Source organism: Psychrobacillus sp. FSL H8-0510 (assembly GCF_038008345.1).
In the GTDB taxonomy this organism is placed as follows: Bacteria; Bacillota; Bacilli; order Bacillales_A; family Planococcaceae; genus Psychrobacillus; species Psychrobacillus psychrotolerans.
In genome coordinates, this window is record NZ_JBBOYZ010000001.1 from 1,420,691 (window position 1) to 1,445,938 (window position 25,248).

Annotated in this window: 26 protein-coding genes; 21 read left to right on the top strand and 5 right to left on the bottom strand. The window is 35.9% G+C overall.

The features are described 5' to 3' along the window. The first annotated feature begins 41 nt into the window (after window positions 1–41). The 11 genes from mutS to glnA all read left to right on the top strand — a co-directional run bounded on the left by mutS (window position 42) and on the right by glnA (window position 13,401). A complete protein-coding gene (mutS, locus tag MHI40_RS06860; protein WP_340762026.1) occupies window positions 42–2,609 on the top strand; it encodes a DNA mismatch repair protein MutS in 2,568 nt (855 codons plus the stop codon). Between the two features lie 20 nt (window positions 2,610–2,629). Next, on the top strand, window positions 2,630–4,438 hold the full coding sequence (gene mutL, locus MHI40_RS06865) for a DNA mismatch repair endonuclease MutL (RefSeq protein ID WP_340762027.1): 1,809 nt from the start codon (window positions 2,630–2,632) through the stop codon (window positions 4,436–4,438). A 12-nt stretch (window positions 4,439–4,450) separates the two neighbouring features. Beyond that, on the top strand, window positions 4,451–5,962 hold the full coding sequence (glpK, locus tag MHI40_RS06870; protein WP_340762028.1) for a glycerol kinase GlpK: 1,512 nt from the start codon (window positions 4,451–4,453) through the stop codon (window positions 5,960–5,962). Next, window positions 5,963–7,609: a glycerol-3-phosphate dehydrogenase/oxidase gene (locus tag MHI40_RS06875; protein WP_340762029.1), complete on the top strand. Its 1,647-nt coding sequence runs from the start codon at window positions 5,963–5,965 to the stop codon at window positions 7,607–7,609. A 25-nt stretch (window positions 7,610–7,634) separates the two neighbouring features. Then, a complete protein-coding gene (locus MHI40_RS06880) occupies window positions 7,635–8,525 on the top strand; it encodes an alpha/beta hydrolase (protein ID WP_340762030.1) in 891 nt (296 codons plus the stop codon). Then, on the top strand, window positions 8,525–9,445 hold the full coding sequence (miaA, locus tag MHI40_RS06885) for a tRNA (adenosine(37)-N6)-dimethylallyltransferase MiaA (RefSeq protein WP_340762031.1): 921 nt from the start codon (window positions 8,525–8,527) through the stop codon (window positions 9,443–9,445). The genes MHI40_RS06880 and miaA overlap by 1 nt, the downstream gene beginning before the upstream one ends. Before the next feature lie 63 nt (window positions 9,446–9,508). Then, window positions 9,509–9,730 carry an RNA chaperone Hfq gene (gene hfq / locus MHI40_RS06890; RefSeq protein WP_093534885.1) on the top strand — a complete coding sequence of 74 codons (222 nt, stop codon included), beginning with the start codon at window positions 9,509–9,511 and terminating at the stop codon, window positions 9,728–9,730. A gap of 74 nt (window positions 9,731–9,804) precedes the next feature. Further along, the gene (locus tag MHI40_RS06895; protein ID WP_093534883.1) at window positions 9,805–10,104 is read left to right on the top strand and encodes a rhodanese-like domain-containing protein; all 300 of its coding nucleotides are present in this window, start codon (window positions 9,805–9,807) and stop codon (window positions 10,102–10,104) included. 153 nt (window positions 10,105–10,257) lie between these two features. Then, a complete protein-coding gene (locus tag MHI40_RS06900) occupies window positions 10,258–11,508 on the top strand; it encodes a methionine gamma-lyase family protein (protein ID WP_340762032.1) in 1,251 nt (416 codons plus the stop codon). A 136-nt stretch (window positions 11,509–11,644) separates the two neighbouring features. Continuing rightward, a complete protein-coding gene (locus MHI40_RS06905; RefSeq protein WP_093534879.1) occupies window positions 11,645–12,028 on the top strand; it encodes a MerR family transcriptional regulator in 384 nt (127 codons plus the stop codon). Between the two features lie 38 nt (window positions 12,029–12,066). Further along, a complete protein-coding gene (glnA, locus tag MHI40_RS06910) occupies window positions 12,067–13,401 on the top strand; it encodes a type I glutamate--ammonia ligase (protein ID WP_093534877.1) in 1,335 nt (444 codons plus the stop codon). A 97-nt stretch (window positions 13,402–13,498) separates the two neighbouring features. On the opposite strand, the gene MHI40_RS06915 is transcribed toward glnA, so the two are convergent. Continuing rightward, window positions 13,499–13,819 (bottom strand): tyrosine-type recombinase/integrase, encoded by a 321-nt coding sequence (locus MHI40_RS06915; RefSeq protein WP_340764420.1) that lies wholly within the window; start codon window positions 13,817–13,819, stop codon window positions 13,499–13,501. 241 nt (window positions 13,820–14,060) lie between these two features. On the opposite strand from MHI40_RS06915, the gene MHI40_RS06920 reads away from it, so the two are divergent. From MHI40_RS06920 to MHI40_RS06935, 4 genes are read left to right on the top strand one after another with little or no spacing between them, the layout of a single operon-like run. Continuing rightward, window positions 14,061–14,336 (top strand): hypothetical protein, encoded by a 276-nt coding sequence (locus MHI40_RS06920; protein ID WP_340762034.1) that lies wholly within the window; start codon window positions 14,061–14,063, stop codon window positions 14,334–14,336. 15 nt (window positions 14,337–14,351) lie between these two features. Beyond that, window positions 14,352–14,522 carry a hypothetical protein gene (locus tag MHI40_RS06925; RefSeq protein WP_340762036.1) on the top strand — a complete coding sequence of 57 codons (171 nt, stop codon included), beginning with the start codon at window positions 14,352–14,354 and terminating at the stop codon, window positions 14,520–14,522. 30 nt (window positions 14,523–14,552) lie between these two features. Continuing rightward, entirely contained in the window at window positions 14,553–15,104 is a 552-nt protein-coding gene (locus tag MHI40_RS06930) for a sigma factor-like helix-turn-helix DNA-binding protein (RefSeq protein ID WP_340762037.1), read from the top strand. Continuing rightward, window positions 15,101–15,655, top strand: a complete 555-nt coding sequence (locus MHI40_RS06935) for a tyrosine-type recombinase/integrase (RefSeq protein WP_340762038.1) — start codon at window positions 15,101–15,103, stop codon at window positions 15,653–15,655. Before MHI40_RS06930 ends, MHI40_RS06935 begins: the two co-directional genes overlap by 4 nt. Window positions 15,656–16,008: 353 nt before the next feature. Here MHI40_RS06935 and MHI40_RS06940 read toward each other — a convergent pair whose 3' ends face one another. Both MHI40_RS06940 and MHI40_RS06945 read right to left on the bottom strand, forming a co-directional pair. Next, window positions 16,009–16,476, bottom strand: coding sequence for a hypothetical protein (locus MHI40_RS06940; RefSeq protein ID WP_340762039.1), 468 nt, complete (start codon window positions 16,474–16,476; stop codon window positions 16,009–16,011). Between the two features lie 21 nt (window positions 16,477–16,497). After that, the gene (locus tag MHI40_RS06945) at window positions 16,498–16,968 is read right to left on the bottom strand and encodes a hypothetical protein (protein ID WP_340762040.1); all 471 of its coding nucleotides are present in this window, start codon (window positions 16,966–16,968) and stop codon (window positions 16,498–16,500) included. A 691-nt stretch (window positions 16,969–17,659) separates the two neighbouring features. Between MHI40_RS06945 and MHI40_RS06950 the strand changes: the two genes are divergently transcribed. From MHI40_RS06950 to MHI40_RS06960, 3 genes are all read left to right on the top strand, one after another. Further along, on the top strand, window positions 17,660–18,106 hold the full coding sequence (locus MHI40_RS06950) for a hypothetical protein (protein WP_340762041.1): 447 nt from the start codon (window positions 17,660–17,662) through the stop codon (window positions 18,104–18,106). A 53-nt stretch (window positions 18,107–18,159) separates the two neighbouring features. After that, complete coding sequence (locus tag MHI40_RS06955) at window positions 18,160–18,873, top strand: phage terminase large subunit family protein (protein WP_340762042.1); 714 nt, start codon at window positions 18,160–18,162, stop codon at window positions 18,871–18,873. A 362-nt stretch (window positions 18,874–19,235) separates the two neighbouring features. Continuing rightward, entirely contained in the window at window positions 19,236–20,213 is a 978-nt protein-coding gene (locus tag MHI40_RS06960; protein WP_340762043.1) for a hypothetical protein, read from the top strand. 791 nt (window positions 20,214–21,004) lie between these two features. On the opposite strand, the gene MHI40_RS06965 is transcribed toward MHI40_RS06960, so the two are convergent. Beyond that, window positions 21,005–21,136, bottom strand: coding sequence for a hypothetical protein (locus MHI40_RS06965; protein ID WP_340762045.1), 132 nt, complete (start codon window positions 21,134–21,136; stop codon window positions 21,005–21,007). A gap of 332 nt (window positions 21,137–21,468) precedes the next feature. Next, on the bottom strand, window positions 21,469–22,179 hold the full coding sequence (deoD, locus tag MHI40_RS06970) for a purine-nucleoside phosphorylase (RefSeq protein WP_340762046.1): 711 nt from the start codon (window positions 22,177–22,179) through the stop codon (window positions 21,469–21,471). A gap of 341 nt (window positions 22,180–22,520) precedes the next feature. Here deoD and MHI40_RS06975 point away from each other — a divergent pair, with 341 nt between their 5' ends. The 3 genes from MHI40_RS06975 (at window position 22,521) to MHI40_RS06985 (ending at window position 25,041) form a co-directional block, all read left to right on the top strand. Beyond that, window positions 22,521–23,357, top strand: coding sequence for an STAS domain-containing protein (locus tag MHI40_RS06975; RefSeq protein ID WP_340762047.1), 837 nt, complete (start codon window positions 22,521–22,523; stop codon window positions 23,355–23,357). Between the two features lie 258 nt (window positions 23,358–23,615). Further along, window positions 23,616–24,404 (top strand): M15 family metallopeptidase, encoded by a 789-nt coding sequence (locus MHI40_RS06980; protein ID WP_340762048.1) that lies wholly within the window; start codon window positions 23,616–23,618, stop codon window positions 24,402–24,404. A gap of 160 nt (window positions 24,405–24,564) precedes the next feature. Then, on the top strand, window positions 24,565–25,041 hold the full coding sequence (locus MHI40_RS06985) for a hypothetical protein (RefSeq protein ID WP_340762049.1): 477 nt from the start codon (window positions 24,565–24,567) through the stop codon (window positions 25,039–25,041). Window positions 25,042–25,248: the final 207 nt, after the last annotated feature.

Below are 25,248 nucleotides of genomic sequence, written 5' to 3' on the forward strand. Positions count from 1 at the left end.
GGTATAATCATTATATTAGTAAAGAAGAGAGAAGGATTTAAATGACTACACAGACTCCAATGATGCAACAATACTTAAAAATTAAAGAAGACCACATAGATGCCTTTTTATTTTTTCGTTTAGGTGATTTTTATGAATTGTTTCATGATGATGCTATTAAAGCTGCCGCGATTTTAGAAATTACATTGACCAGTAGGAAGGACAATATTCCGATGTGTGGCGTTCCTCATCATTCTGCGCAAGGATATATTGAAACACTTATAAGTAAAGGATATAAGGTCGCTATTTGTGAGCAGGTAGAAGATCCAAAGCATGCAAAGGGTGTTGTGAAAAGAGAAGTTGTACGTCTGGTTACACCAGGGACGCTTATAGAAGGAAAAGCAATGCAAACTAAGTCTAACTATTTTATTGCTTCTGCTGACTTACTTGCATCAAACGAAGTTGCTTTTGCTTATTTGGATGTATCGACAGGTGATGGTTTTACGACTATTCTTTCTGGTGATGAAAAAGAGGTCGTACAGGAACTACTCTCCATCCAAGCAAAAGAACTAATCGTCAGTGAACAAATGTATGTACTGATTAATGATTTATCAACTATCCATGATTTTACGGTTTCGATTGAAAAAGAGGAGTTAACAGATGAAGCGATTCAAAAGTACATTCCGAATCATCCCAAACAAACGCATCAAACAGTAAAAAGACTTTTACAATACATTCAAAAAACACAAAAACAATCTCTTTTACATATTCAGCCTTTCACGTTTCAGCAAAGAGAATCCTTTTTGGCAATGGACTACCATTCCAAACGGAATCTAGAGCTAATATCATCTATCCGAAGTGGTGACCAAAAAGGGACGTTATTATGGCTACTAGATGAAACGGTAACGGCAATGGGAGGCCGAAAGTTAAAGCAATGGATTCATCAGCCACTTGCAAACAAACAATCGATTGATGCACGTCAAGAAATAGTGACAAGTTTTCTAAATGACTTTATGCTTCGTGAGGAGATTAAAGAGGCTTTTAAGGAAGTATATGATTTAGAAAGACTTGTAGGAAGAATTGGATTTGGAAGTGCTGGAGGAAGGGACCTTGCGCAGTTAAGACAATCTCTTTCAAAGGTGCCAATTATAAAGCAACTACTCAGTGAATCGGAAGATACGGTGTTGCAAAAACTTGGAGCTGCTTTAGAGGATTGTGAAGTTATTTGGAGAAAGTTACAAGAAGCAATCAGTGAAAATCCTCCGATTGCCGTAAAAGACGGTGGAGTGATTAATAACGGTTACCATGAACGACTGGACCAACTTCGCGATGCTTCCGTTAACGGTAAAAAATGGATTGCCGCATTAGAGCAAAGAGAAAGAGAAATTACAGGTGCCAAAAATCTAAAAATAGGATATAACCGTATTTTTGGCTACTATATTGAGTTAACTAAATCGTATATTCATTTAGCTGATGAGTCTAGATATGTTCGAAAACAAACGCTTGCGAACGCTGAAAGATATATAACGGATGAACTGAAAGAAAAAGAATCTCTTATTTTATCTGCAGAAGATGAAAGCCTAGTACTTGAATATGAACTATTTACCCAAGTTAGGGAAGAAATTAAAACATATATACCGCTTGTTCAGAAATTGGCTAAACAAATTAGTGAGCTAGATGTCTTTATATCATTTGCTCAAGTGGCAGAGGACCATCGTTTAACAAAGCCTGTGTTTCATGATTCTAATGCCATGATCATTAAAGAAGGTAGACATCCAGTTGTTGAGAAAATGATGAACAATCAGCTATATGTACCGAATGATTGTGTACTTACGGAAGAGACCAATATGCTGTTGATCACCGGACCAAATATGTCGGGTAAAAGTACTTTTATGAGACAAATTGCGATTACAACGGTGATGGCGCAAATAGGGTGCTATGTACCTGCAGAATCTGCAAAGTTACCAATTGTCGATAAAATATTTACTCGTATTGGAGCTGCGGATGATTTGGCGGGTGGCCAAAGTACATTTATGATAGAAATGATGGAATCGCAGCATGCTATTATGAATGCAACAAATAAGAGCTTGCTTTTGTTTGATGAGATTGGTCGCGGTACTTCCACATATGATGGCATGAGCTTAGCTCAGGCAATGATGGAATATATTCATGAAAATATAGGTGCTAATACGCTATTTTCTACACATTATCATGAACTGACTGAGTTAGAAGAATCGTTATCGAAGCTTCGAAATGTTCATGTTTCAGCAACAGAAAAAGATGGCAAAGTTGTCTTTCTACATAAGTTAAAAGATGGCCCAGCGGATAAGAGTTACGGTATTCACGTAGCTGAGTTGGCGCAACTACCAGAACAAATTATTTCTCGCGCCCGTGAGATTTTAGCAACTTTTGAAGATCAGGAAGAAAAGGGAGAAAGTGCTGTAAATGTAAGCGAAACGCAATTATCATTTTTTGATGAGCAACCAAAGATACGTAAAGAACTAGTTACTATCCCAGAAAATAAAGCGACAGATAAAATTATGAAAAAGTTAAAGAAAGTCAATATATCGGGTACTACTCCATTAGAAGCGTTACAACTTTTATACGAGCTACAAAAAGAGCTAGAATAACCCAAAAGTAGGTGAATGAAATGGGACAAATCATTGTAATGGACGAATTGCTGTCCAACAAAATTGCAGCCGGTGAAGTGGTGGAAAGACCAGCTTCTGTTGTAAAAGAATTAGTTGAAAATGCCATAGATGCTGATAGTACTTCTATTGAAATTACGCTGGAAGAAGCAGGACTGTCTAAAATTCAAGTTACCGATAATGGTAAGGGGATGGACGCAGATGATGCGCTAAAATCATTTTCTAGACATGCGACCTCTAAAATAACTACAGAGCATGACCTTTTTAGAATCCGTTCATTAGGTTTTCGGGGAGAGGCACTTGCTAGTATAGCCTCTGTATCTAAGATTAGTTTATGGACATCAAATGGTGAAAATATTGGGTCAAAAGTAGAGTTAGAAGGTGGGAGGGTAATATCTAATACCCCAGGTCCGATTCGGAGAGGAACGGATATTGTTGTAAGTCAACTATTTTACAATACGCCAGCTCGTTTAAAATACTTGAAGACGATTCAAACGGAATTAGGTCATTCAATAGATTTGATAAATCGCTTAGCAATCAGTTATCCAGGGATTGCCTTTAAACTTACGCACAATCAACAAACCATTATGCAGACGAGTGGTAGAGGCGATTTAAAACAAGTTTTGGCTGCCATATACGGAATATCTAACGTGAAAAAAATGGTCGCTTTCGACAATGATTCATCGGATTTTCGTATTTCTGGTTTTGCGACATTGCCAGAAATAACGAGAGCATCTAAAAACTATATAACGGTTTTAGTGAACGGTCGTTGGGTAAAGCACTATGGTATAAATAATGCGATAGTAGATAGCTACCATACATTGTTGCCGATCGGTAGATATCCAATAGTAGTTCTAAATATTGAAATGGATCCAATTCTTACCGATGTCAATGTTCATCCGGCTAAGCATCAAATTCGACTAAGCAAAGAAAAAGAGCTAATGGAATTGGTTCGTATAACAATCCGTTCTATTATGCATCGAGTGCAGAAACCACCAGAAATTATAGAGAAGCCAGTTGAGAAAAAGCAACCAAGTGTACAATTCAATTTCTTTAAACAGACGTATGAGCCAGTTCAAAAGGATCCAATAACACCTGCCAATGATGGAGTGTATTTTGACCAGGCTCACAGTTCACCTGAAAAACAGACAAGTATCATATATGAAGAAGTAGATCCGCTTACAGACTTCGAAGTCCAACCAATTGAAAATATCGAAGAGAAGAAGCCATTTCCTGATTTACATGTAGTAGGTCAAATCCATGGAACATACATTGTTGCCCAAAGTGATGATGGTTTTTACTTAATAGATCAACATGCTGCACAAGAACGGGTTAAATATGAGTTTTACAAGGAGAAGATAGGGGAAGTAAATGCAGATGAGCGACAATCGCTGTTGCTGCCGCTAACTTTTCACTATTCTTTGGACGAGGCATACCGTATTAAAGAGTCTTTGGATGAATTAATAAATGTAGGGATATTTTTAGAGGAGTTTGGTTCTTCAAGCTTTGTCGTAAGAGATTATCCTACATGGTTCCCTAAGGGTCAAGAAACGAAGATTATTGAAGGTCTAATCGAACAAGTATTGAATAACCGTAAAACAGATATAAAAAAACTGCGAGAAGATGCAGCAATTATGATGAGCTGTAAGCTTTCTATCAAAGCAAATCATTATTTAACGATGAGGGATATGGAGCAGTTGCTTGAAAGCTTAAAAAATGCAAAGCATCCATTGACTTGTCCACATGGTAGACCAGTTATCATACATTTTTCTACTTATGAAGTGGAGAAAATGTTCAAACGAGTTATGTAGGAGGAAGCCATTATGGGAAAGTATATATTATCGATCGATCAAGGAACGACAAGCTCTAGAGCAATACTATTTGATGAGCTCGGCAATATTGTTCACTCTGCTCAACGAGAATTTAAACAATATTTTCCTAAATCTGGTTGGGTTGAGCATGACGCAAAAGAAATCTGGGGATCTGTATTATCCGTATTAGCTGCTGTTCTAACGGAAAGTGGTAGCCAACCAGAGGACGTTCATGCTATTGGAATTACAAACCAACGGGAGACGACCGTTGTATGGAACAAACACACGGGAAGACCGGTATACAACGCGATTGTTTGGCAATCGAGACAAACACAATCCATCATTGAAGAATTGAAGAAGGCTGATTTAGAAACGTTTTTCCAAGAGAAGACGGGCTTGAAATTGGACCCGTATTTTTCTGCAACAAAGGTAAAATGGATACTGGATAATGTGGATGGTGCGAGAGAACAAGCAGAAGCAGGCGATTTACTTTTTGGAACGATAGATACATGGCTAATTTGGAAGCTCTCTAATGGAAAAGCCCATGTTACGGACTACTCCAATGCTTCCAGAACAATGCTCTATAATATATATGATCAGCAATGGGATGCAGAGATTTGCGAGAAGCTTGCTATACCTATGGAAATGCTTCCAAAGGTTGCCTCATCATCTGAAGTATATGCACAGACAGATCCTTCTGTTTTCTTTGGTAAAGAAATAGATATAGCAGGAGCTGCTGGAGATCAACAGGCTGCGCTTTTTGGGCAATGCTGTTTTGACAAAGGCATGGCGAAAAACACATATGGCACTGGATGCTTTATGCTTTTAAATACGGGAGAAGAAGCAGTTGCCTCTCCGTCTGGTTTATTGACAACTATTGCGTGGGGGATTAATGGAAAAGTAACCTACGCGTTAGAAGGTAGTGTATTCGTTGCCGGCTCTGCAATTCAGTGGCTTCGAGATGGGCTTCGCATGATAAAAAGTGCACCTGAATCTGAAGTTTATGCAAAAAAAGTTGGATCCACAGACGGGGTCTATTTTGTTCCCGCATTTGTAGGATTAGGAACGCCTTATTGGGATTCTGAAGCGAGAGGCTCTATTTTCGGATTAACTAGGGGAACAACTAAAGAGCATTTCATCCGTGCGACGATAGAATCCCTCGCTTATCAAACAAAAGATGTGCTTGATACGATGGAAAAAGATTCTGGAGTAGATGTAGAGACATTGCGAGTTGATGGTGGAGCAGTAAGCAATGAGTTTCTTATGCAGTTCCAAAGTGATATGTTAAATTTGCCTGTTGAACTTGCCAAGCTTAATGAAACCACGGCGTTAGGAGCGGCTTTCCTAGCGGGTCTAGCTACAGGCTTCTGGAAAAATGAACAAGAACTTACTAACTTGCGAGAAAGTCAAAAGCAGTACAAGCCAAAAATGGAAACGAAGAAAAGAGATCAACTATATAGAGGCTGGACAAAAGCAGTTGAGGCAACACGTATTTTCAAACTTTCAGATGAAGAGGTGGAATGATTGAAGTCTTCTGTAGAACGCGAGCAAATAGTGAATACTTTAAATTATTATGAGTTTGACTTATTGGTGATAGGTGGAGGTATAACCGGCGCGGGTATTGCGCTAGATGCCGTTACTCGAGGCATGTCTGTTGCGTTAGTAGAGATGCAGGATTTTGCTGCGGGAACTTCTAGTCGGTCAACAAAACTTGTGCATGGTGGTTTACGATATTTAAAGCAATTAGAAGTGAAAATGGTTGCGGATGTAGGCAAAGAAAGAGAAATAGTGTATGAAAATGCAGTTCATGTGACGGAGCCTATATGGATGCTACTGCCCTTTCATAAAAAAGGAACATTTGGTCCTCTCACTACATCAGCTGGGTTGAAAATGTATGATTATTTAGCTGGTGTCAAAAAAGATGAGAGAAGATTAATGCTTTCTGACCATGAAGCTCTGGAAAAAGAACCCCTCCTAAAAAGTAAAGGTTTACTTGGTGGAGGTTATTATGTTGAATATCGTACGGACGATGCTCGACTAACCATTGAGGTCATGAAAAAAGCAATGGAAAAAGGGGCAGTGTGCTTAAACTATGCTAAAGCTCGTTCCTTTATTTATGATGACTATAACCAGGTAATTGGAGCGGAAATTGTAGATACAGTAAGCAATAAAAGAATTTCGATTCATGCAAAAAAAATAGTAAATGCTACTGGTCCTTGGGTAGATGGAGTTCGTGCTTTAGATGCTATTGAAAATAACAAAAAACTGAAGCTCACAAAAGGTGTTCATGTGGTTATCGATCAATCTGTTTTCCCCCTTAAACAAGCTGTCTATTTTGATACTCCTGATAAACGAATGGTTTTTGCTATCCCAAGAGATGGAAAAACGTATGTAGGGACTACGGATACATTCTTTGAAGGTGATATTCGACATCCTGTAGCAACGCCGGAAGATGTCGATTATCTAATTAAAGCCATTCATGCTATGTTTCCGTTAGTTCACGTTACAGCAAATCAAGTGGAGTCTACTTGGGCAGGGGTTCGTCCATTAATATATGAGGATGGAAAGGATCCATCTGAAATTTCTCGAAAAGATGAGATTTGGCAATCGGAGGCAGGCTTATTTACAATAGCTGGAGGTAAACTAACAGGATATCGTAAAATGGCAGAAACAATAGTAGATAAAATATCCAAACAATTAGGAAATGAAAAATATGGTCCATGTGTTACTAAGCGCTTAGCTTTATCCGGTGGGGATATTGGCGGCTCTGAGCAATGGGAAGCCTTTCTTACTCAGAAGGAAGAAATGGCTCCAGCTTATGGTCTATCTCGTATAGAAGGTAGAAAATTGGCTAAAATGTATGGGACGAATGTTGATAAAGTATTTCAGAATGCACAAATTCTTTCTACTATCCCTTCAACTTTGCCTTTATCGCTTATCGCTCAAATCTATTACGCGGTGCATGAAGAAATGGCATATTCTCCTGTAGACTTTTTAGTAAGAAGAACAGGTATGCTCTACTTTGATATACAGCATTTTAAAGAGTATAAAGAAGAAGTAGTAAAAGTGATGGAGCAATTATTGCATTACTCTAAAGAAGAAACGACTGCGTTTAATAAACAACTAGAAATACTTTATACCGAAGCTACATTAAAAGAAAGCAGGGATTAAGCTGAAAACTATCTTAGAAGGCAAAATGTCAGATAATCATCTTATTCATATTGTTAAGTTTTCCCCTGATACACCCCCAATAGCTCATATCCATCTTCTACATGGAATGGTAGAGCATATCGGTCGTTATGATGAATTCGCAACATTTTTAATGAGTAAAGGTTTTGTCGTTACTGGTCATGATCATCGTGGTCATGGCATAACTGCTGAAAAAAACGGTGAATTTGGATATTTTGCAGATAAGTTAGGATTCGAGCGTGTAACAGAAGATGTTCGGGAAGTGTTATTGCATGTGCGAGAGGATTTGGGTGATATGCCACTCATTCTATTTGGCCATAGTATGGGGTCGTTTGTAGCTCGTAGATATATGCAAAAGTATAGCGACTCATTAACTAAAGTGGTCCTTTCAGGTACTACTTTTAGTCCTGGAGTTATGGGTGAAATCGGTAAAGTGGTCGCTCAGCTTGTATCCGCTGCTAAAAGCCCAAAATCTGAAGGGACTTTGATAAATGGTATGGCATTCGGAGGATTTAATAAACAAATTCAAGATACGAAGACGCCATTTGACTGGCTTACAACTGATGAAACAGAAGTACAAAAATATATAGAAGATCCACTATGTGGTTTCGTACCATCGAACCGATTTTATATAGACCTATTTGATGGGTTAAGAATAATCCACGATGACAAAAAAAATAATCATATAAAAAAAGATTTACCTGTTTTAATTATTAGTGGTATCAAGGACCCTGTTGGTAAGGATGGCAAGGATTTATTTAAAGTCGCAAAGGGCTATAAAAAAGTCGGAATGTCTAAAGTTACTGTCCATTTGGTAGAGGATGCAAGACATGAAATACTAAAAGAGGTAAACAAACTTCAAACATATGAAATAATTGTAAATTGGATGTTGGAATAATGCTAAATAGAACAAACGTAATTGCTATAGTCGGGCCAACTGCTGTTGGGAAAACAGCTTTAAGTATTGAATTGGCTAAAGCATTTAATGGAGAAATTATTAATGGCGACTCCATGCAGGTGTACCGTGAGCTTGATATTGGAACTGCAAAAGTTACAAAAGAAGAAATGGAGGGAATTCCTCATCATCTTCTAGATATTAAAAGTCCAGAAGAGAGTTTCTCTGTAGCGGAGTACCAAAGCCTCGTCCGAGGAAAAATTGAAGAAATTACAGCAAGAGGTAAACTTCCGATAATAGTAGGAGGAACTGGTCTATATATTCAGTCGGTTCTGTTTGACTTTAGATTTACGGAACAACCGGATCGCGATGAAAACAGACTAGCCGAATTAGAAAAAATGTCTCCTGATGATCTATTTGACCTTTTGCATTCTCTGGATCCAGAAGCAGCAATGGAAATACATCCGAATAACGTCCAACGGGTAATTCGGGCAATTGAACGAGTAGAGCTTACAGGGAAACAAAAGAATGCTATAGAGCAAAACCAAGGCCATGAGAAAGTATATCATCATTATATTATTGGCCTATCCATAGATCGGGAGCAATTATATAATCGTATCAATCAGCGAGTAGATATAATGTTAGAAAATGGCCTTCTAGAAGAAGTGAAAACGCTCCATAGTAAAGGGATCAGAGATGTGCAATCCATCCAGGCAATTGGCTATAAAGAAATATATGCTTATTTGGACGGAGATGTTTCCTTCGAAGATGCAATAGAACAATTAAAGCAAAACTCGAGAAGGTATGCAAAAAGGCAACTAACCTATTTCCGAAACAAAATGGCTATTAATTGGTTTAATCCTTTCACGGATGCAAAAAAAATATTGAAAGAAATTAATGAGTTTATGCAGGAAATAGAATAAAAAAAGCGAATATTAACATAGTAGTGTGTTTAAACATGCAAATTGTATAATGGGGGTATTGGGATGAAACCTACAAATATTCAGGATTTATATTTAAATCAACTTAGAAAAAATGACATTTTTGTAACAGTATTTTTGTTAAATGGTTTCCAACTAAAAGGGTTAGTTAAGTCATACGATAATTTCACTGTCCTGTTTGAATCAGATGGAAAGCAACAGTTAATCTACAAACATGCAATTTCCACATTTGCTCCTTCAAAACCAGTTAAACTGACAGAAGAATAATATGGATTGTTTGACAGATAGCTATGCTCCCATTATGATTTTATAGAAGAAATCACAGAAGCGGAGAGTTTAAAATGAATGTTATTACAACAGAACAACTTTTAGAAAAATTAGATGCTGGTGAGCAAATCAGTGTCATAGATGTACGTGAAAGTGATGAAGTGGCAACTGGGATTATTCCTGGAGCTAAACATATCGCTTTAGGTCAAATCGAAAACAGCATGGATCAACTCGACAAATCAGTTCCTCATTACATAGTTTGTAAAGCAGGTGGCCGTAGTGCAATGGCCTGTGAGATTTTAGAGGAAAACGGATATGAGGTTACGAACATTGCTGGTGGTATGATGGACTGGGACGGCGAGTTACAGTTCTAACTTAACTTATCAAATTACAGTGGTCTTTATCGATAGAGCTCGATAAAGTCTGGGCTCAAATAGGCCAAGGTATATTTGATAATAACTAAGGGCTAATTTCATTTATGAGATTAGTCTTTTCTATTTGTAATATAAATATTAGGAGAATATAACATGACATTTACAACAACTTTATCGAAGGAAATATTAGAGCTTGCTGAGAAGGTAGAATCCAAAGTAGCGCCATATCAAAAGCTTGTAGAAAAAACTGCCTTTTTAAATCAACAAAAAGTAATTCAAGCCTTTAAGACACATGGTGTTAGTGATCATCATTTTCACCCATCCTTTGGATATGGCTATGATGATGAGGGACGAGATACATTAGAAAAAGTGTATGCAACGACATTTGGTTCAGAGGCTGCGCTTGTTCGCCCTCAAATTATTTCAGGTACTCATGCTATTTCTATTAGTTTGTTCGGTGTCTTAAGACCACAGGACGAATTGCTATATATAACCGGTAAACCTTACGACACGTTACAATCGATCGTAAGTGGTGGAGAAGAGGATACAGGGTCTTTAGCTGACTTTGGTATATCGTATAATCATATAGATTTACTAGAAACTGGTGATATCAATTGGGATGCTGTAAAAAATGCTGTAAAAAGCAATACTAAGGTAATTGCTATTCAACGTTCGAAGGGCTATGCGGTACGTCCTTCGTTTACAATAGATCAGATTAAGCAAATGGTTATCGAAATTAGAAGTATAAAAGAGGATGCAGTAATTTTCGTAGACAATTGTTATGGAGAATTTGTAGAAGAGTTGGAACCTACAGATGTAGGGGCAGATCTAATGGCGGGCTCTCTGATTAAAAACCCAGGTGGTGGGCTAGCGAAAATTGGTGGCTATATAGCGGGTAAAGAAGAATTTGTCACTAAATGTGCATACCGTATGACTTCTCCAGGTATAGGAGCGGAAGCGGGCGCTTCTTTACATGCACTAATGGATATGTATCAAGGATTCTTCCTTGCCCCACATGTCGTATCTCAGGCAGTCAAAGGAGCTATCTTCACTTCAGCTCTTTTAGAGGAGGTAGGAATGAACACGGAACCCCATTATGCAGAGCCGCGCACCGATTTAATACAATCGGTCTCTTTTCAAAATGCTGAACAAATGATTCAATTTTGCAAAGCAATACAAATGCATTCTCCGGTAAATGCTCAATTTATGCCTGAACCGGCTTATATGCCTGGTTATGCAGATGATGTCATAATGGCGGCAGGTACATTTGTACAAGGTTCTAGTATGGAGTTAACAGCTGATGGACCGATTCGTCCACCTTATACAGCGTTTATCCAAGGTGGATTAACATATGAACATGTGAAATATGCTATTTTAGGGGCCGTACAAACGTTAAACAGATAGTAAAGTGAAGCCATTTCCGATTAAAAGGGAGTGGTTTTAATTTTCTGAAAAATAATTGTTAGTTTTCCTGACATGATGTTGACATGTTAGCTAACATAACATATAATATTCTTATAACCTACTAGGAGGTGCAGTGATGGAAAAGGAATGGAGACGCTCGATGCCATTACTTTCGATGAATATTGTTATGCAGCTGACTGGTTTGACTGCTAGACAAATTCGTTACTATGAAGAGCAAGAACTGGTTCACCCTGCACGGACGGAAGGTAAACAACGCATGTTTTCATTGGATGATATAGATATACTTTTGGAGATTAAGGATCTACTAAAAACAGGAGTTAATATTGCTGGGATTAAACAAATCTTTGAAATGAAGAATAGTCCAATTACTACGAAAGATGTTCGACAAGTGATTTCGGACAGAGAACTACGTGCAATTGTAAAAGAAGAAATGCATTTAGCTCAAAGGCAACAAAGAGCTTCTTTACGACAAGGGGACCTATCTCGATTTTTCAGATAATCGAGGTTCATATATAACTTAAATAGGAGAGTGAAATAATGAGCAAGTATACAAAAGAGGATATTAAAAAGTTCGTTCAAGAACATGAGGTGAATTTTATTCGTCTTCAGTTTACAGACATACTAGGTACGATTAAAAACGTAGAAATTCCAGTGGGTCAGCTCGATAAAGCTCTTGACAATAAAATGATGTTCGACGGATCTTCTATTGAAGGATTTGTACGAATTGAAGAATCAGATATGTACTTAGTACCAGATTTAGATACATGGGTAGTTTTCCCGTGGATTACGGGCAAAGGGAAAGTAGCTCGTTTAATCTGTGATGTAAATAAAGCAGACGGAACTCCATTTGCAGGAGATCCCCGTAATAATTTAAAACGTGTCTTGAAGGAAATGGAAGAGTTAGGATTTACAAGCTTTAACTTAGGACCTGAACCTGAATTTTTCCTTTTCAAATTAGATGCGGCGGGAGAGCCAACACTTGAACTGAATGACCATGGTGGTTACTTTGACTTAGCACCTATGGATTTGGGTGAAAACTGCCGCCGTGATATCGTTTTAGAACTTGAGGAAATGGGCTTTGAAATTGAAGCATCTCATCATGAGGTTGCTCCAGGTCAACATGAAATTGACTTTAAATATGCTGATGCAGTGACAGCATGTGATAATATTCAAACGTTCAAACTGGTTGTTAAAACAATTGCACGTAAACACGGATTGCATGCGACATTCATGCCAAAACCACTATTTGGTGTAAATGGTTCAGGAATGCACTTTAACGTATCTCTATTTAAAGGGAAAAACAATGCATTCTATGATGAATCAGCTGAAATTGGCTTAAGTGAAACAGCTATGCAATTTATGGCTGGAGTACTGAAGCATGTACAAAGCTTTACAGCGATTACAAACCCATTAGTTAACTCGTATAAACGTCTCGTTCCTGGATACGAAGCACCTTGTTATGTAGCTTGGTCAGGACAAAATAGAAGTCCTTTAATCCGAATTCCTTCTTCAAGAGGTGTAAGTACACGTATTGAAGTTCGTTCAGTAGATCCTGCAGCAAATCCATATCTAGCAATGGCAGTAATTCTACAAGCAGGATTAGATGGTATCAAAAATAAACTAACTCCTCCACCAGCAGTAGACCGTAATATTTACGTGATGACAGAAGAGGAACGTATTGAAAATGGTATTCATAATCTACCTCCTACTTTACATGCTGCTGTACAAGAATTAGGTAAGAATGAAATTATTCGCGGAGCACTTGGTGAGCATATCTACGCTAACTTTGTAGAAGCGAAAGAAATCGAATGGGATATGTTCCGTACAACTGTACACCCATGGGAACGTGAGCAATACTTGAAAATGTATTAATAGTAAAAGCGTTGGGGCACTAAGCTTCCAACGCTTTTTTATTGTTTCTTTATATAATTGTTGGGCACATATAATGTTTTGCCCAATTTTTGCCCAATTATTTTTCACGAGATTTCATAAAGTCATCAAATTTATCCATTGATTTTTGTTCGAAGTTTTCAGAAATATGAGCGTATATATCAGCCGTTGTTTGCATAGATTCATGCCCAAGGCGTTCTTGAATCGCTTTCATAGACCACCCAGCTTCAAGTAACATGACAGCATGTGTATGACGAGTCGAATGGATAGGCAAAGGATCAATGCTAATGTGCTCCAATGCAGCTTTAAAAGTGTTGTAAAGAGTGGACTTAGGAAGTGGGGAACCGTCTTCACGAGCAAACTGAATTATAGATATTATTACAATGAATTTGTAATAAATTTAGAAAATGTACAAAGTCGCAGGTTTGGTTCATTTCTTCTTCCTGAAGCTGATATCTATGCAATTAGGGAGAAACTTAACGAAAATATCAAGTAAATAGTCCACCCCAGCCAACTGGAGGACAACGAACGATTACAGTAACCGCTGTGTCATTTGTTGTCCTTTTTTTTATTTTACAAAATTCTAGTCTCTGCAAAATATTTACACAAAATCAGCCTTTTTGGCAACAGGAGGAGTAGATGTGGAAATGAATCAGGAATCTTTACACAAATTACAAGCAATTGCAAAATCGTGTGCAAAAGTCTTTAGTGAAATATTTGAACGCGTGAAACAGTTCACTAAATGGCTCAAAGACAATTGGAATTGGCTCAAAGGGAAGTGGATAGAGCTTTATCAGTTGGAAGAGGAAAAGCAAAAGACTAAAAAGAATCAGTATCGTATGAATTTTTCTCGGAAGAAAATCACGCACCAAGTAATAGATCGTAGACCAAAACAAATGATTCGCAAGATTATTTAATGAGGAGTGAAGGGAATGAGAACGATTCAAAGTGAGCTTACTGAAATAGGATTTGCAAAGCCATCAAAGGACAATTGTCCATTTACCCACACTAAAGTCAAAGAAAAATTATCAAATAAAGATTTGAAAAATCTTATGGGTTGTAATCGTGGTACTTATACAAGATGCAAAGGTGGAGCCTTTTGACAAAGATAAAAGAAGGGTGGTGCATTCGATTTGAGAGAATTATTAGTAGAATACAAACAAACTTTGAAAGAAACCCGTGCACTACGTACTCGTTTAGAAAAGAAAATAACGATTGCAAAACGGATAAAACATAAAAAGGCACTTCACATTTTAATTAGGCTGCAAGAAGACAAAAAGATTATAAACAGTTGGATTTCAAATCTACAATATTCAATCGAATGGATCACTATCGGTAAACGTCCAGGAGCTCGAAGAGAAATTAGCAGAAGAGCATCAGAAGAGAGAGAAGTTCCTTTTGAACCCTATTGGATTCAGTTAAGAAAAGATGAGTCTGAAAGTATCGATTCAATAGAAAGGCTATTTGATGAAGATGATAAGGAAAAAGAAATAATGAAAGAGACATCAGTAAAGGAAATTACTAAAATCCTGAACGCTAAACAAAAAGAAATATTGACACTAAAAGCAGATGGAGCAACACATAGTGAAATAGCTGAAAGTCTGAGAATCCCTAAAGGTACGGTAGATGTGACTATGAAAAGAATTAAAGAAAAGATAAAAGCGGAAGGATGGTTTATGCTATGAAATCTGTTGAACCTATACGTGATGAAATGTGGAGAGAATCCTTTATTGAATACTTTGAGAACACCAGTGATAGAAACTTAGTATTATTTTTAATTGGGATTTACACTGGTTTCCGTATTTCAGACATTACAAAATTAAGGGTTAAAGATGTCCAGGGTAAGATGCATTTAGACATAGTAGAAGGAAAAACAAAGAAACCAAGAAAAGTATTTATCCATAGAAATCTAAAGAGACCACTTGAACGATTGATTAAGAACAAAAATAAATATGATTATCTGTTTGAATCTAGACAAAAAACTCGCACTGGTAAGAATAAAGCCATTGAACGCAGCACAGTAGATAAGTTTTTAAAGAAGGCTGCGAAAGAAATTGGTTATACGGAACCAATAGCAACTCATTCGATGAGGAAGACGTTCGGCCATATGTATTATACAAAACATAAAGACCTTGCGGACTTGCAGGACCTGTTCAATCATTCTTCACCCAAAATAACATTGAGATACATAGGTATGCAACAAGCTAAGTTTGATGAAAACGTTGCTAACCTTTAGAGAGGCAAAGGGAATTATATCTCTTTGACTTTATTATTGGTGATGTTAAAGATAAAGGTTGATTTAAAATACACATATAAAATGAGCTTAGATTTGTTCTCCAAATGATGTCCTTTTTTACTAAAGCACACCGTTAGTTTAAGTGTAACATTTCACAATGCATATCTGAGATCAACTAATATATTGGACATAAAAAAAGACCATCGAAATGATGGCCATGTATAACTAAAACAGCAGTAGTAGTTTCTATGAGTTTTTAAAATATCCTTTATTATGAGAACACCCTTGTCCTTGACAATTTTATTTCAACTAGATAGTTGAAATAAAACAAAAGTATTCAGTTTTTATATTATCTAAGTTGATTTAGTGATTGTGGGTTGTTGTTCACTTAGGACGTCAATAAAATAATCCGATGCTATATATAAGTGATGTTCAAGATGAGAATCTTCAGGTAATGGCAAGGAAAGATCAATACTTTTATACCAGGATTTAAAACTTGAATTTTCTATTTTGTAAAAAGTGGGATCGTATGCGAACCTTGTCAATCCTGCGACTTCCCTTTCCTCTCGTAATTTACCAATTAGGATTTCAATATCATTTCTTGTTAATTCTTTCAGAATACGAAAATGACGAATGGCATAAAAATTAGTTTCATCTTGCATGTATGTGAATTTAAATTCCTGTCCACTGTTGAATGCCGAGAATGTTAATTCCAAATCTACTCCATCATAGTGCATAGATACTAAATTCATTGGTTCTTTAAAACGATCAAATGGATTATTCTCAAGTGGTTCCCAAATAATTAATTTTCCATTTTCCAAGATTATCTTCCCCCAATATAATTAACTGTCCATAAACCTTATTTTATATCCTGGGAAATTTATAGTCCATCTTTGTAGTCCATCTGTAAAAGAGCTACTTTGATAATAAAAAGCTACTCCGTCAGATCCATCTTTTCGCCATTGTAATGTTCCATTATTATTATAAACAGGATAAACTTCGCCTCTACCTCCAAGTTTAGTCATTTCAGTAAGACCTTTGTTATAATCCCCACTATTATGGTATTGTTTGGCACCACTAACTTTACCTACATAAGTTGAACGTGAAGCTAAGGCTCCCATATCACCTGCAAGTTCAGGCTTTTTGATTAATCCGTAAGGAACTAAGTCATCAGAAATTAAATCTTCATTCAATTCACTTACTTCTGTGTTAATAACCTCTTCGTAACTAAGGTTTTCTTGGGCAGAAGTGGTTGTCCCACTTAACAGTACCAGCATGAAAACAGTGCAACATAAAAATAAAAATTTTTTCATTGATTTCTCCCTCCTTTATTATAGCCATAATTATAGAAAAATTCAGTTTATTTTAAAATAGTATTATTTTCTATTTTGGGGAGTATCTACAAATCAATTTAATAATAACCTTACATAAGCCTATTCAATAATCTGCTTAGTTAGTTTAAGTGTAACATTTTACAAACTATTAACCTCACGAAAAATCAACCCTTACCTTTAACATATCTTTTTTATTTTTATAGAACAACCTACGTTTGTTAGTTCTAACAGATCTATTATCGTTTTACTTCCCTTCAATAAGAGTATTAACCGAACTGAAATGAAATTCCTTTTTAGTTTGTTGATTTATCAAGCTTTGAGCGTTTGAAAATGAGTTCAACTCCCTATCACTTGAAGGGAACTCAAAGGGTTAATGTAAGCGACTGCCCACTAATAGTGAAGAGCAATGATTAAAACATTGCATACTACATGTCATGTGCATCTCCTTTCATGACCCGTAAACCCTTTAATAATAAGGATTTATTGTTATTAATTGAGGTTGTATATGATATTCAAAAGGTGAATAAAAAAACACTAGGTTCTCCTGGGTTTTAAATTGACATACGGGTGCTTTCGAGCCCGAAAGTCGTCTAGTTACAAAACGAAAACGGTGATTTACGTTTTAGAAATAAAATATGAATATTTAAGAATTTGAAAGGGGTGAGAGTGCTTGACACGTAAAGGTTCAGAGGATTCTGCGTGGATTGTTAGTAGCAAAGAAATTTCGATAGTCTTGGGTGTTTCAGAGGCTCGAATCCGTCAATATACGAAAGAAAATGCAGTGGTTAGGGTATCGCATGGAAAGTATGATTTACCGAAATCTATTAAAGCATACATTGCTTATTTAGATAGCAAACGTACAGAAGTGGTTGATAAAACAGTAGAAGAAGCTTATTGGACAAGAGCAAGACGTGAAAAAACAGAGTTGCAGGTACAAGTTATGCGTGGCGATTTACACCGTTCCGAAGATGTTAAACGTGTAATGAATGAAATGCTAGGTCACTTTAGAGGAAAACTCTTAGCATTTCCATCCAAAATAGCATCTCGTGTAGCTGGTAAAACCTACTTAACTGAAATCAGGTATACACGAAGCAATGACCGAATTAGCCGAATATAACGCAAAAGACTTTTATTCAGAAGAAGTTTTTATTGAAGATGACGATGGATTGAATGAGTAAAGAATACCTAGCAACATTAAAGCTAATTCAAAACAGCATTAAAGAAAATTTGTCTCCTCCACCGGATTTAACAGTTTCGGAATGGGCCGACGAATTTCGTGTGTTACTCTCTGAAACTTCTGCTGAGCCTGGACAATGGGATACAAGTCGAGCTCCATATCAACGCGAAATTATGAATGCTATTACAGACCCACGCTATGAAGATATTGTAATTATGTCTTCAGCGCAAGTAGGGAAGTCAGAAATATTATTAAATGCCCTAGGCTATTTTATAGACATGGAACCATATCCAATAATGATGTTGCAACCAACTGAACAAGCTGCAAAGAACTTTTCAAAAGAACGTCTTGCACCTATGTTCAGAGCTTGCCCTTCATTACGAAATAAAGTCTCAAACTCAAAATCACGTGACGGTGAAAATACAATATTACAAAAATCATTTCCAGGGGGATTTATTGCTCTGGCAGGTGCAAATGCCCCTACTGGTTTAGCATCCCGTGCAATTCGTGTTTTATTAGCGGATGAGATTGATCGTTTTCCGGTGTCAGCTGGAGGAGAAGGTGATCCATTAACTTTAGAGGAAAAACGTACAACCACTTTCTACAATCGTAAAAAGGTAAAGGTATCTGCACCCACTGATAAAGGTGCATCCAGAATTGAAAAAGAGTTTGAATCGAGTACCAAGGTTTTATTAATTCTATTTTAATATAAAAAATATGAGGTTTTTCAAAAAAGAAAATATCCATTTGTGCATAAAATCTTGGCATTTCATGAAAAAATGTTATTTTAAGGATATACACAATATTTGGTATCTTCTTGTGTAAAATGAAGGGGGGTGAAATACATGAAAAATACATTTTAGTATTCTTGGCAGCATTATTACTTACCTTTAACATGGCTTCGTTTTTTTTGGCAAACACATCTAGCAGTAATGAAAGTTAAATATCTATTAGTCCAAAAGTAGTTCAACTGACAGATAAACAAGTTGAAGAATACCTACTTACTGGAGAATCGCAATAAGATGATGAACTACAGTGTGTACTAAAAAAATAGAAAAGAGTGAAGAAAATGAAGAAAGTTTTAACAGCAATTCTTTTATCTACATTATTTTTCTTTTCAGTGAATACTTTTGCTAGCGCAGAAAGTGAAAATCTTAAAGCGCAAGAAATGGTATACGGACTAGAAATGGATGAGAATCATGTCAAAGTATTAGGGCCTGTTTTTTCGGAGGATGAGTTAAAATCATTAACAGACAAAGGATTCACCCTAGATGTAATTACACTTTTGGTTTCTTCAGGTGAGAGTAAAGAAGATATCTTAAAAAGGGAATTTGTAAGCAATTCTACAAAGTATTACATAACTACTACTATAAATAACCCTTTTATCCAGAAAGATTATTTGAATATGAATTCTAAAGCTTCTCTTCCTGTTACTAGTGTTGAAGAAGTTAGTTATGAGGAATATTGGCAAAGGCTTAAAGAAGATGATGAAAGGGTAACGATATATAGTGACTCAGATAGTTCATCTACTTCATATAAAAAAATGACTGTTTCTGTATCTAAAAAAAGCACAGGTGTTTATACTGTTAATAATGTAGTTGATTGGTCTACAGGAGCTCTGAATACTAATGAAGATATCATCGGAATTGGTATAAATGGAAATACATCACCATTAAGAGGTACGGAGTATGGTACTCAAGTAGTGCGATCTGCCGTTTCTCTAACTCATCTGCAAACCATAAACTATTCAAGTAGTAGTTCTAAATGGAATCGAAATGGGGATTACGGGCTAGCAGCCGATTTAGTAGATGGTGGGTTAGGGTGCGTTAGATGTCAGGTTCATAAAATTTCTATGAAGTATGATATTAAACCTAATGTTAGCAGCGTAAGTTTGATTGACGCATACGGTCATTACGCTCACCAAGAAAAAAGTGTTAGTATTTCACCATCATTCACAATTTCAAAGGGTGTCCTTGGTATATCTGTTTCTCAACAGAAATATTTTACTGAACACAGACCGCAACCTCACGCCCAGATGCCCAAATAATTAAATGAAAATATCATTATATAGGAGGGGAACGTTATAACGAATTATATATTACCACACCTATATTTATTTTTCGGAGTCATTCTATTTATCCTAGCCAACTATGTTATACCAACAGGAACAATCTATTGGGTTTCTACTTATGGATCTATACTTATCATTATTATTGGTTTGATTTGGATTTTCTTCTTATTATTTAAGAAAAAAATTAAATAAGCTGAACTGAGTCATAGCGTCGTTCTGACAAGAGCAAAGAAAAGAAAGGAGAATCCATTTGTTAATACATAATGGATTCTCCTTAAAATTTTAATGACCATTATTACTTTGATTATAGGTGGAAGATGATATAAAATCCATTTCTGTTTGTGATACCTTACATCATTTGCAATGTTATATAGTGAAAAATCCAGTTCCTTGTTCAACCAAACTTCTGCGTTAGTTTAAGTGTAACATTTCACAATCAAAACCACCGCACGAAATCAACCCCAGCCTTTTATAAATATAACTTGCCCAATACAAATTAATGAAGTTGCCCAATTTTCTCTTATATGTAGTGACTAATTATGACTTTTAATATTGTAATTTGGCTATTTAATAAGATTCATGACTTTTAAAAACATATGAAAATAGGTAGGTATAGAATCCGTACAACTGTACACCCATGGGAACGTGAGCAATATCTGAAAATGTATTAATAGTAAATGCGTTGGGGCACTAAGCTCCCAACGCTTTTTTATTTGTTATAGGTTCGTGGTAAGTATTTTAAATAATACCACATTTCTAGCATGAAATTATTCAATTTCTTTCATGTACTCATCAAATTTATCTATAGAACGTGCAGCAATCTTCTTGGAAACATGTGCATATTCGTCTGATGTATTTTGCATAGAACCGTGGCCCATTTGTTCCTGTACAAACTTCATCAGTACCAGCTTCCAATAACAAAACAGCATGTGTGTGTCTAGAGAGATATTCCCAATTTCCTCTAAGCATTCTTTAAAACATTAAAAGGGTAGACTTAGGTAAAGGTGTACCATTATCACGACACAAAACAAGATTCAAAACGTGACTAATCGGCGCTTTACTTCAAGAAAAAAGAGTTGCCTATGCAACTCAATTTACTTTAAATGTAGCCTACTTTTTAACTTAGTTAATGAACGATTGATTAGATATCATTTATTCAAAACCATTTTGGGGATAGCGCTGGAGATGCACATAAATACTAAAGTATTATTGCATCTCCGGTTTCTATATTTTACAAACTAGCCTCTAAAGCAATTTTCATCATATTATTTAATGATGTTTGCCTTTCTTCAGCACTAATTTCCTCGTGGGTTACTAAAGAATCTGAGATAGTTAGTATACTCGCTGCTTTTTTCCCTAATATTCGTGCGTTATGGAATAATGCATAGCTTTCCATTTCTGTACAAATACAATTATGGTCATTATAAAAATCAACATGATTTGGAACATTATCTTCATGATAAAATACATCACTTGAATGTACTCTACCTTTAACAATAGGAGTGTGGATGCGATTTGCAGCATCTTCAATTTTCTTCGTTAATAACTCGTTAGGAAGTTGGATATCATTTTCTACCCCAGCTTGAACCTTTGCAAATGTTGATTCACTCCATGCACTATCTACAAGAACAATATCATGAATGTTAAGTTCATCTGTATAAGCACCTGCACTACCTACTCGAATAATATTTTCTACATCATAGAACTTAAATAACTCGTAAGAATAAATACCTATACTTGCCATTCCCATCCCAGATCCCATTACGGATATTTGTTTTCCTTTATAACTTCCTGTATAACCAAACATGTTACGTACACTATTAAACTGAACTGGATTTTCTAAATATGTTTCTGCAATATATTTCGCACGCAAAGGATCTCCTGGCATTAAAACTGTTTTTGCAATATCTTCAAATTTTGCAGTATTATGTGCTGTTGTCATGTGATATCTCTCTCCATTTCGTATTTAAGACAGACCACCTTAAAATCAGTTGCCTGTATAGTGGTCTAACTTACATTATATTGTCGAGTAATTGTCACGGTCAAGGTTATATGAGTAATGTCCGGCGAAACAAGCCGAAAAGGGGTGATCGGGGATGCCCGAAAGAGTTGGACTAAGTAAGGTCGAGGGAAATTATAGATCAACAATCATGGTCACTCCATCTGAAATTGTATAAATTGTAAATTCTTAAAAAGTGTCTGTTTATTTTTTCTATGGTACTATCAAAATAGTAATATTTTGAATGCTATAATCGTGAATTTATGACGAAAGTAGGAAATCAATTGGACAGAAATCAAAAATTGTATGATTTTCTTAAAAGTAAAACATGGCAATTAACAGAAAGATGGTATGAGAGTCTAAACAAAGATCAAAATGGAATTTATGGTACTTCTAATCTAGAAGAGATACAATTGCTTAAACAACAGAACCATCTATTCCATGAAAAATTCGTTGAAATGTTTAATAAATCAGATGAAGTATGTGAAAAAAGTTTTGATGATTTTATTACAATGGTTGTTAATGATGAAGGTCACCAACATACTCCGCTTACAGAAATAATAGGGGAATTTTTTAGGCAACAACAACTTTACTTGGAATTGCTCGAAGAATTTATGGATCAGTATCCTAATGAACTTTCAAGCAAACAAATAATAGCGTATACAAACGCTATATTGACTACAATCAATAACGTTGTACTCAAATTTACTAATGAATTTATTGAACAATCCAAAATAAGATTAAAATCCCAACAAGAGATGATTATTGAACTAAGTGCCCCGGTAATTAAATTAGATAGCACCATAGCTTTGTTACCACTAGTTGGAGAAATTGACACAAACAGAGCCAAAGTAATTTTAGAATCAACACTGCAACAATGTTCTAAATTGCAAATCAATCACTTATATATTGATTTGCTAGGGGTTCCTATTGTAGATACAATGGTTGCACATCAGCTTTTTCACATGATTAATGCGCTAAAATTAATTGGAGTGAGTACTTCATTATCAGGTGTGCGTCCAAGTATTGCACAAACAACCGTACAACTAGGGATTGATTTTAGAGATATAAAAACTTATTCAAGTATTGAACAAGCTATGAGAAAACATAATAACAATTAATAAGGGGACGTTCCATTAGGAGCGTTCTTTTTAATTATCTATATATCTAAAGGGGATTGAGAGAAATACCGCACAAATTGGTATCGGTTTAATAGTTAACAGCTCAGGTCTAATAGATTTAGCTGAATACAATAACTATGTGGATGCCTTTATACTAGTTTTGATTGCCAGTGGTGTAGTTGCAGATCCTACTACACAAGGATCTGAAGTAAACAAGCTTTAATTTATAACAAACCAAAAGAGAAATGAGGTGAGATTATGACTGTATTAGTAAAGACATTAATAAATCGTTCTGTTAATCGTATAGGAGCTGTTCATCCTTCTTTGAAGGAATATACAATTGAATTAATTAAGCGTTGTTACAATGAAGGTATTTACATGCAAATATCATCAGGATTCCGTTCGAATGAGGACCAAGCCTATATTTATGGACAAGGTAGACCGAATTATATTTGGAATGGTAGAGTATATGGTTCAAAAGGGAGTATCGTTTCTAATGCTCCACCAGGAACGTCCATCCACAATTATGGACTATCTATTGATTATTTCCTTGTATCAGATGATGGAAATCAATCATTGTGGACCGTCGATGATAAATGGAAACGTGTTGCAGCTATTGCTAAATCAATGGGTTTTGAATGGGGCGGAGATTGGAAGGGTTTTAAAGACTATCCTCATTTGCAGTACAACAAAGGCCTAACAATCGCTCAATTAAAGGCTGGACATCGACCTGTATTTCTACCACTTAAAGCAGCGGAAGATGTTGCTAATGATAAAATCATGTGGGGTAAAACGGAACTTAAACCAAGTCAGATTGGTAAGGTTACAATCTTGAAACGCATTAACCTATGGCAAGATGGCCCAGATGGTAAACTTCAAATGGTTCGTATTCTGAATCCTGGTGAAGAGTATCGAGTGTATCGATATCGTGACAATCATGGTGGCCAATATAATGTTGGTGGCGGTATGTGGGTTACTAAGATGCCAGAACATGTTAAATATGAAACACCATCTAAAGCATTGTTAGCAAAATTAAATAGTAAATAATTCGATTGCCCTGCTCATTAGAGTGGGGCTTTTATTATTTGCCTTCTCATGTAAAATATTAGTAACTATAAGAGTTTTCTTATTGAACTAACGAAGCAGGTTAGTTGAATATGGATTTTATTCTGATTGTAGGAAAAGAACCTATAAGGTGGTTGATATAGTGCAAACAAATGCTTTATTTTATAAAATACAAAAGGGAACTGTAATAACTAAGGACTATGTAAATTGGTCGATTAACTTATTAGAAAACGATGTGTCATCACCATCTGTAAATATAATTTCTTCATTTTTAACTGGTGAAAGTATTTTCGAAGTGGAAGAGTATTTTAATAGAGCATTAAATGAGTTGGAAATACAGAAACCAACCTTCGAGATTTGTGCTAGAGACTATATAGGTCATCTAGCAAATAAAATTATTAAAGAAAATAATCATTCATTTACATTTGATTTTGCTTATAAGATTTATCGAATTGTTGCTTCGGATTTAGATTATCCTGATGATTTGATGGAGTGGTATGAAATAAGTGAAATGATTGATGAACAACGTAATGGTGATATACCTTTAGAGTTTAATGAAAGCCAAGTAATATCAACGATTAAAAATGAGGCAAATATCTTTTTAGGGTTGAATGTCTAGTAATCCATCTTCAAGTAACGGGTGCTTTAGTTAAAAAAAACCATCAAAAAAAATGAACTGCCCCGTAAATGTTACACTTAAACTAACGAAGCAGTTTAGTTGAAGAAGGAACTTCAAACATTCATGGAGAAGTAACAACTATAAGTGGTGGAATTAGTGAAAAATAGTCGTGAAAGTGGATTTTATTATTGGAAATTGAAATATAGA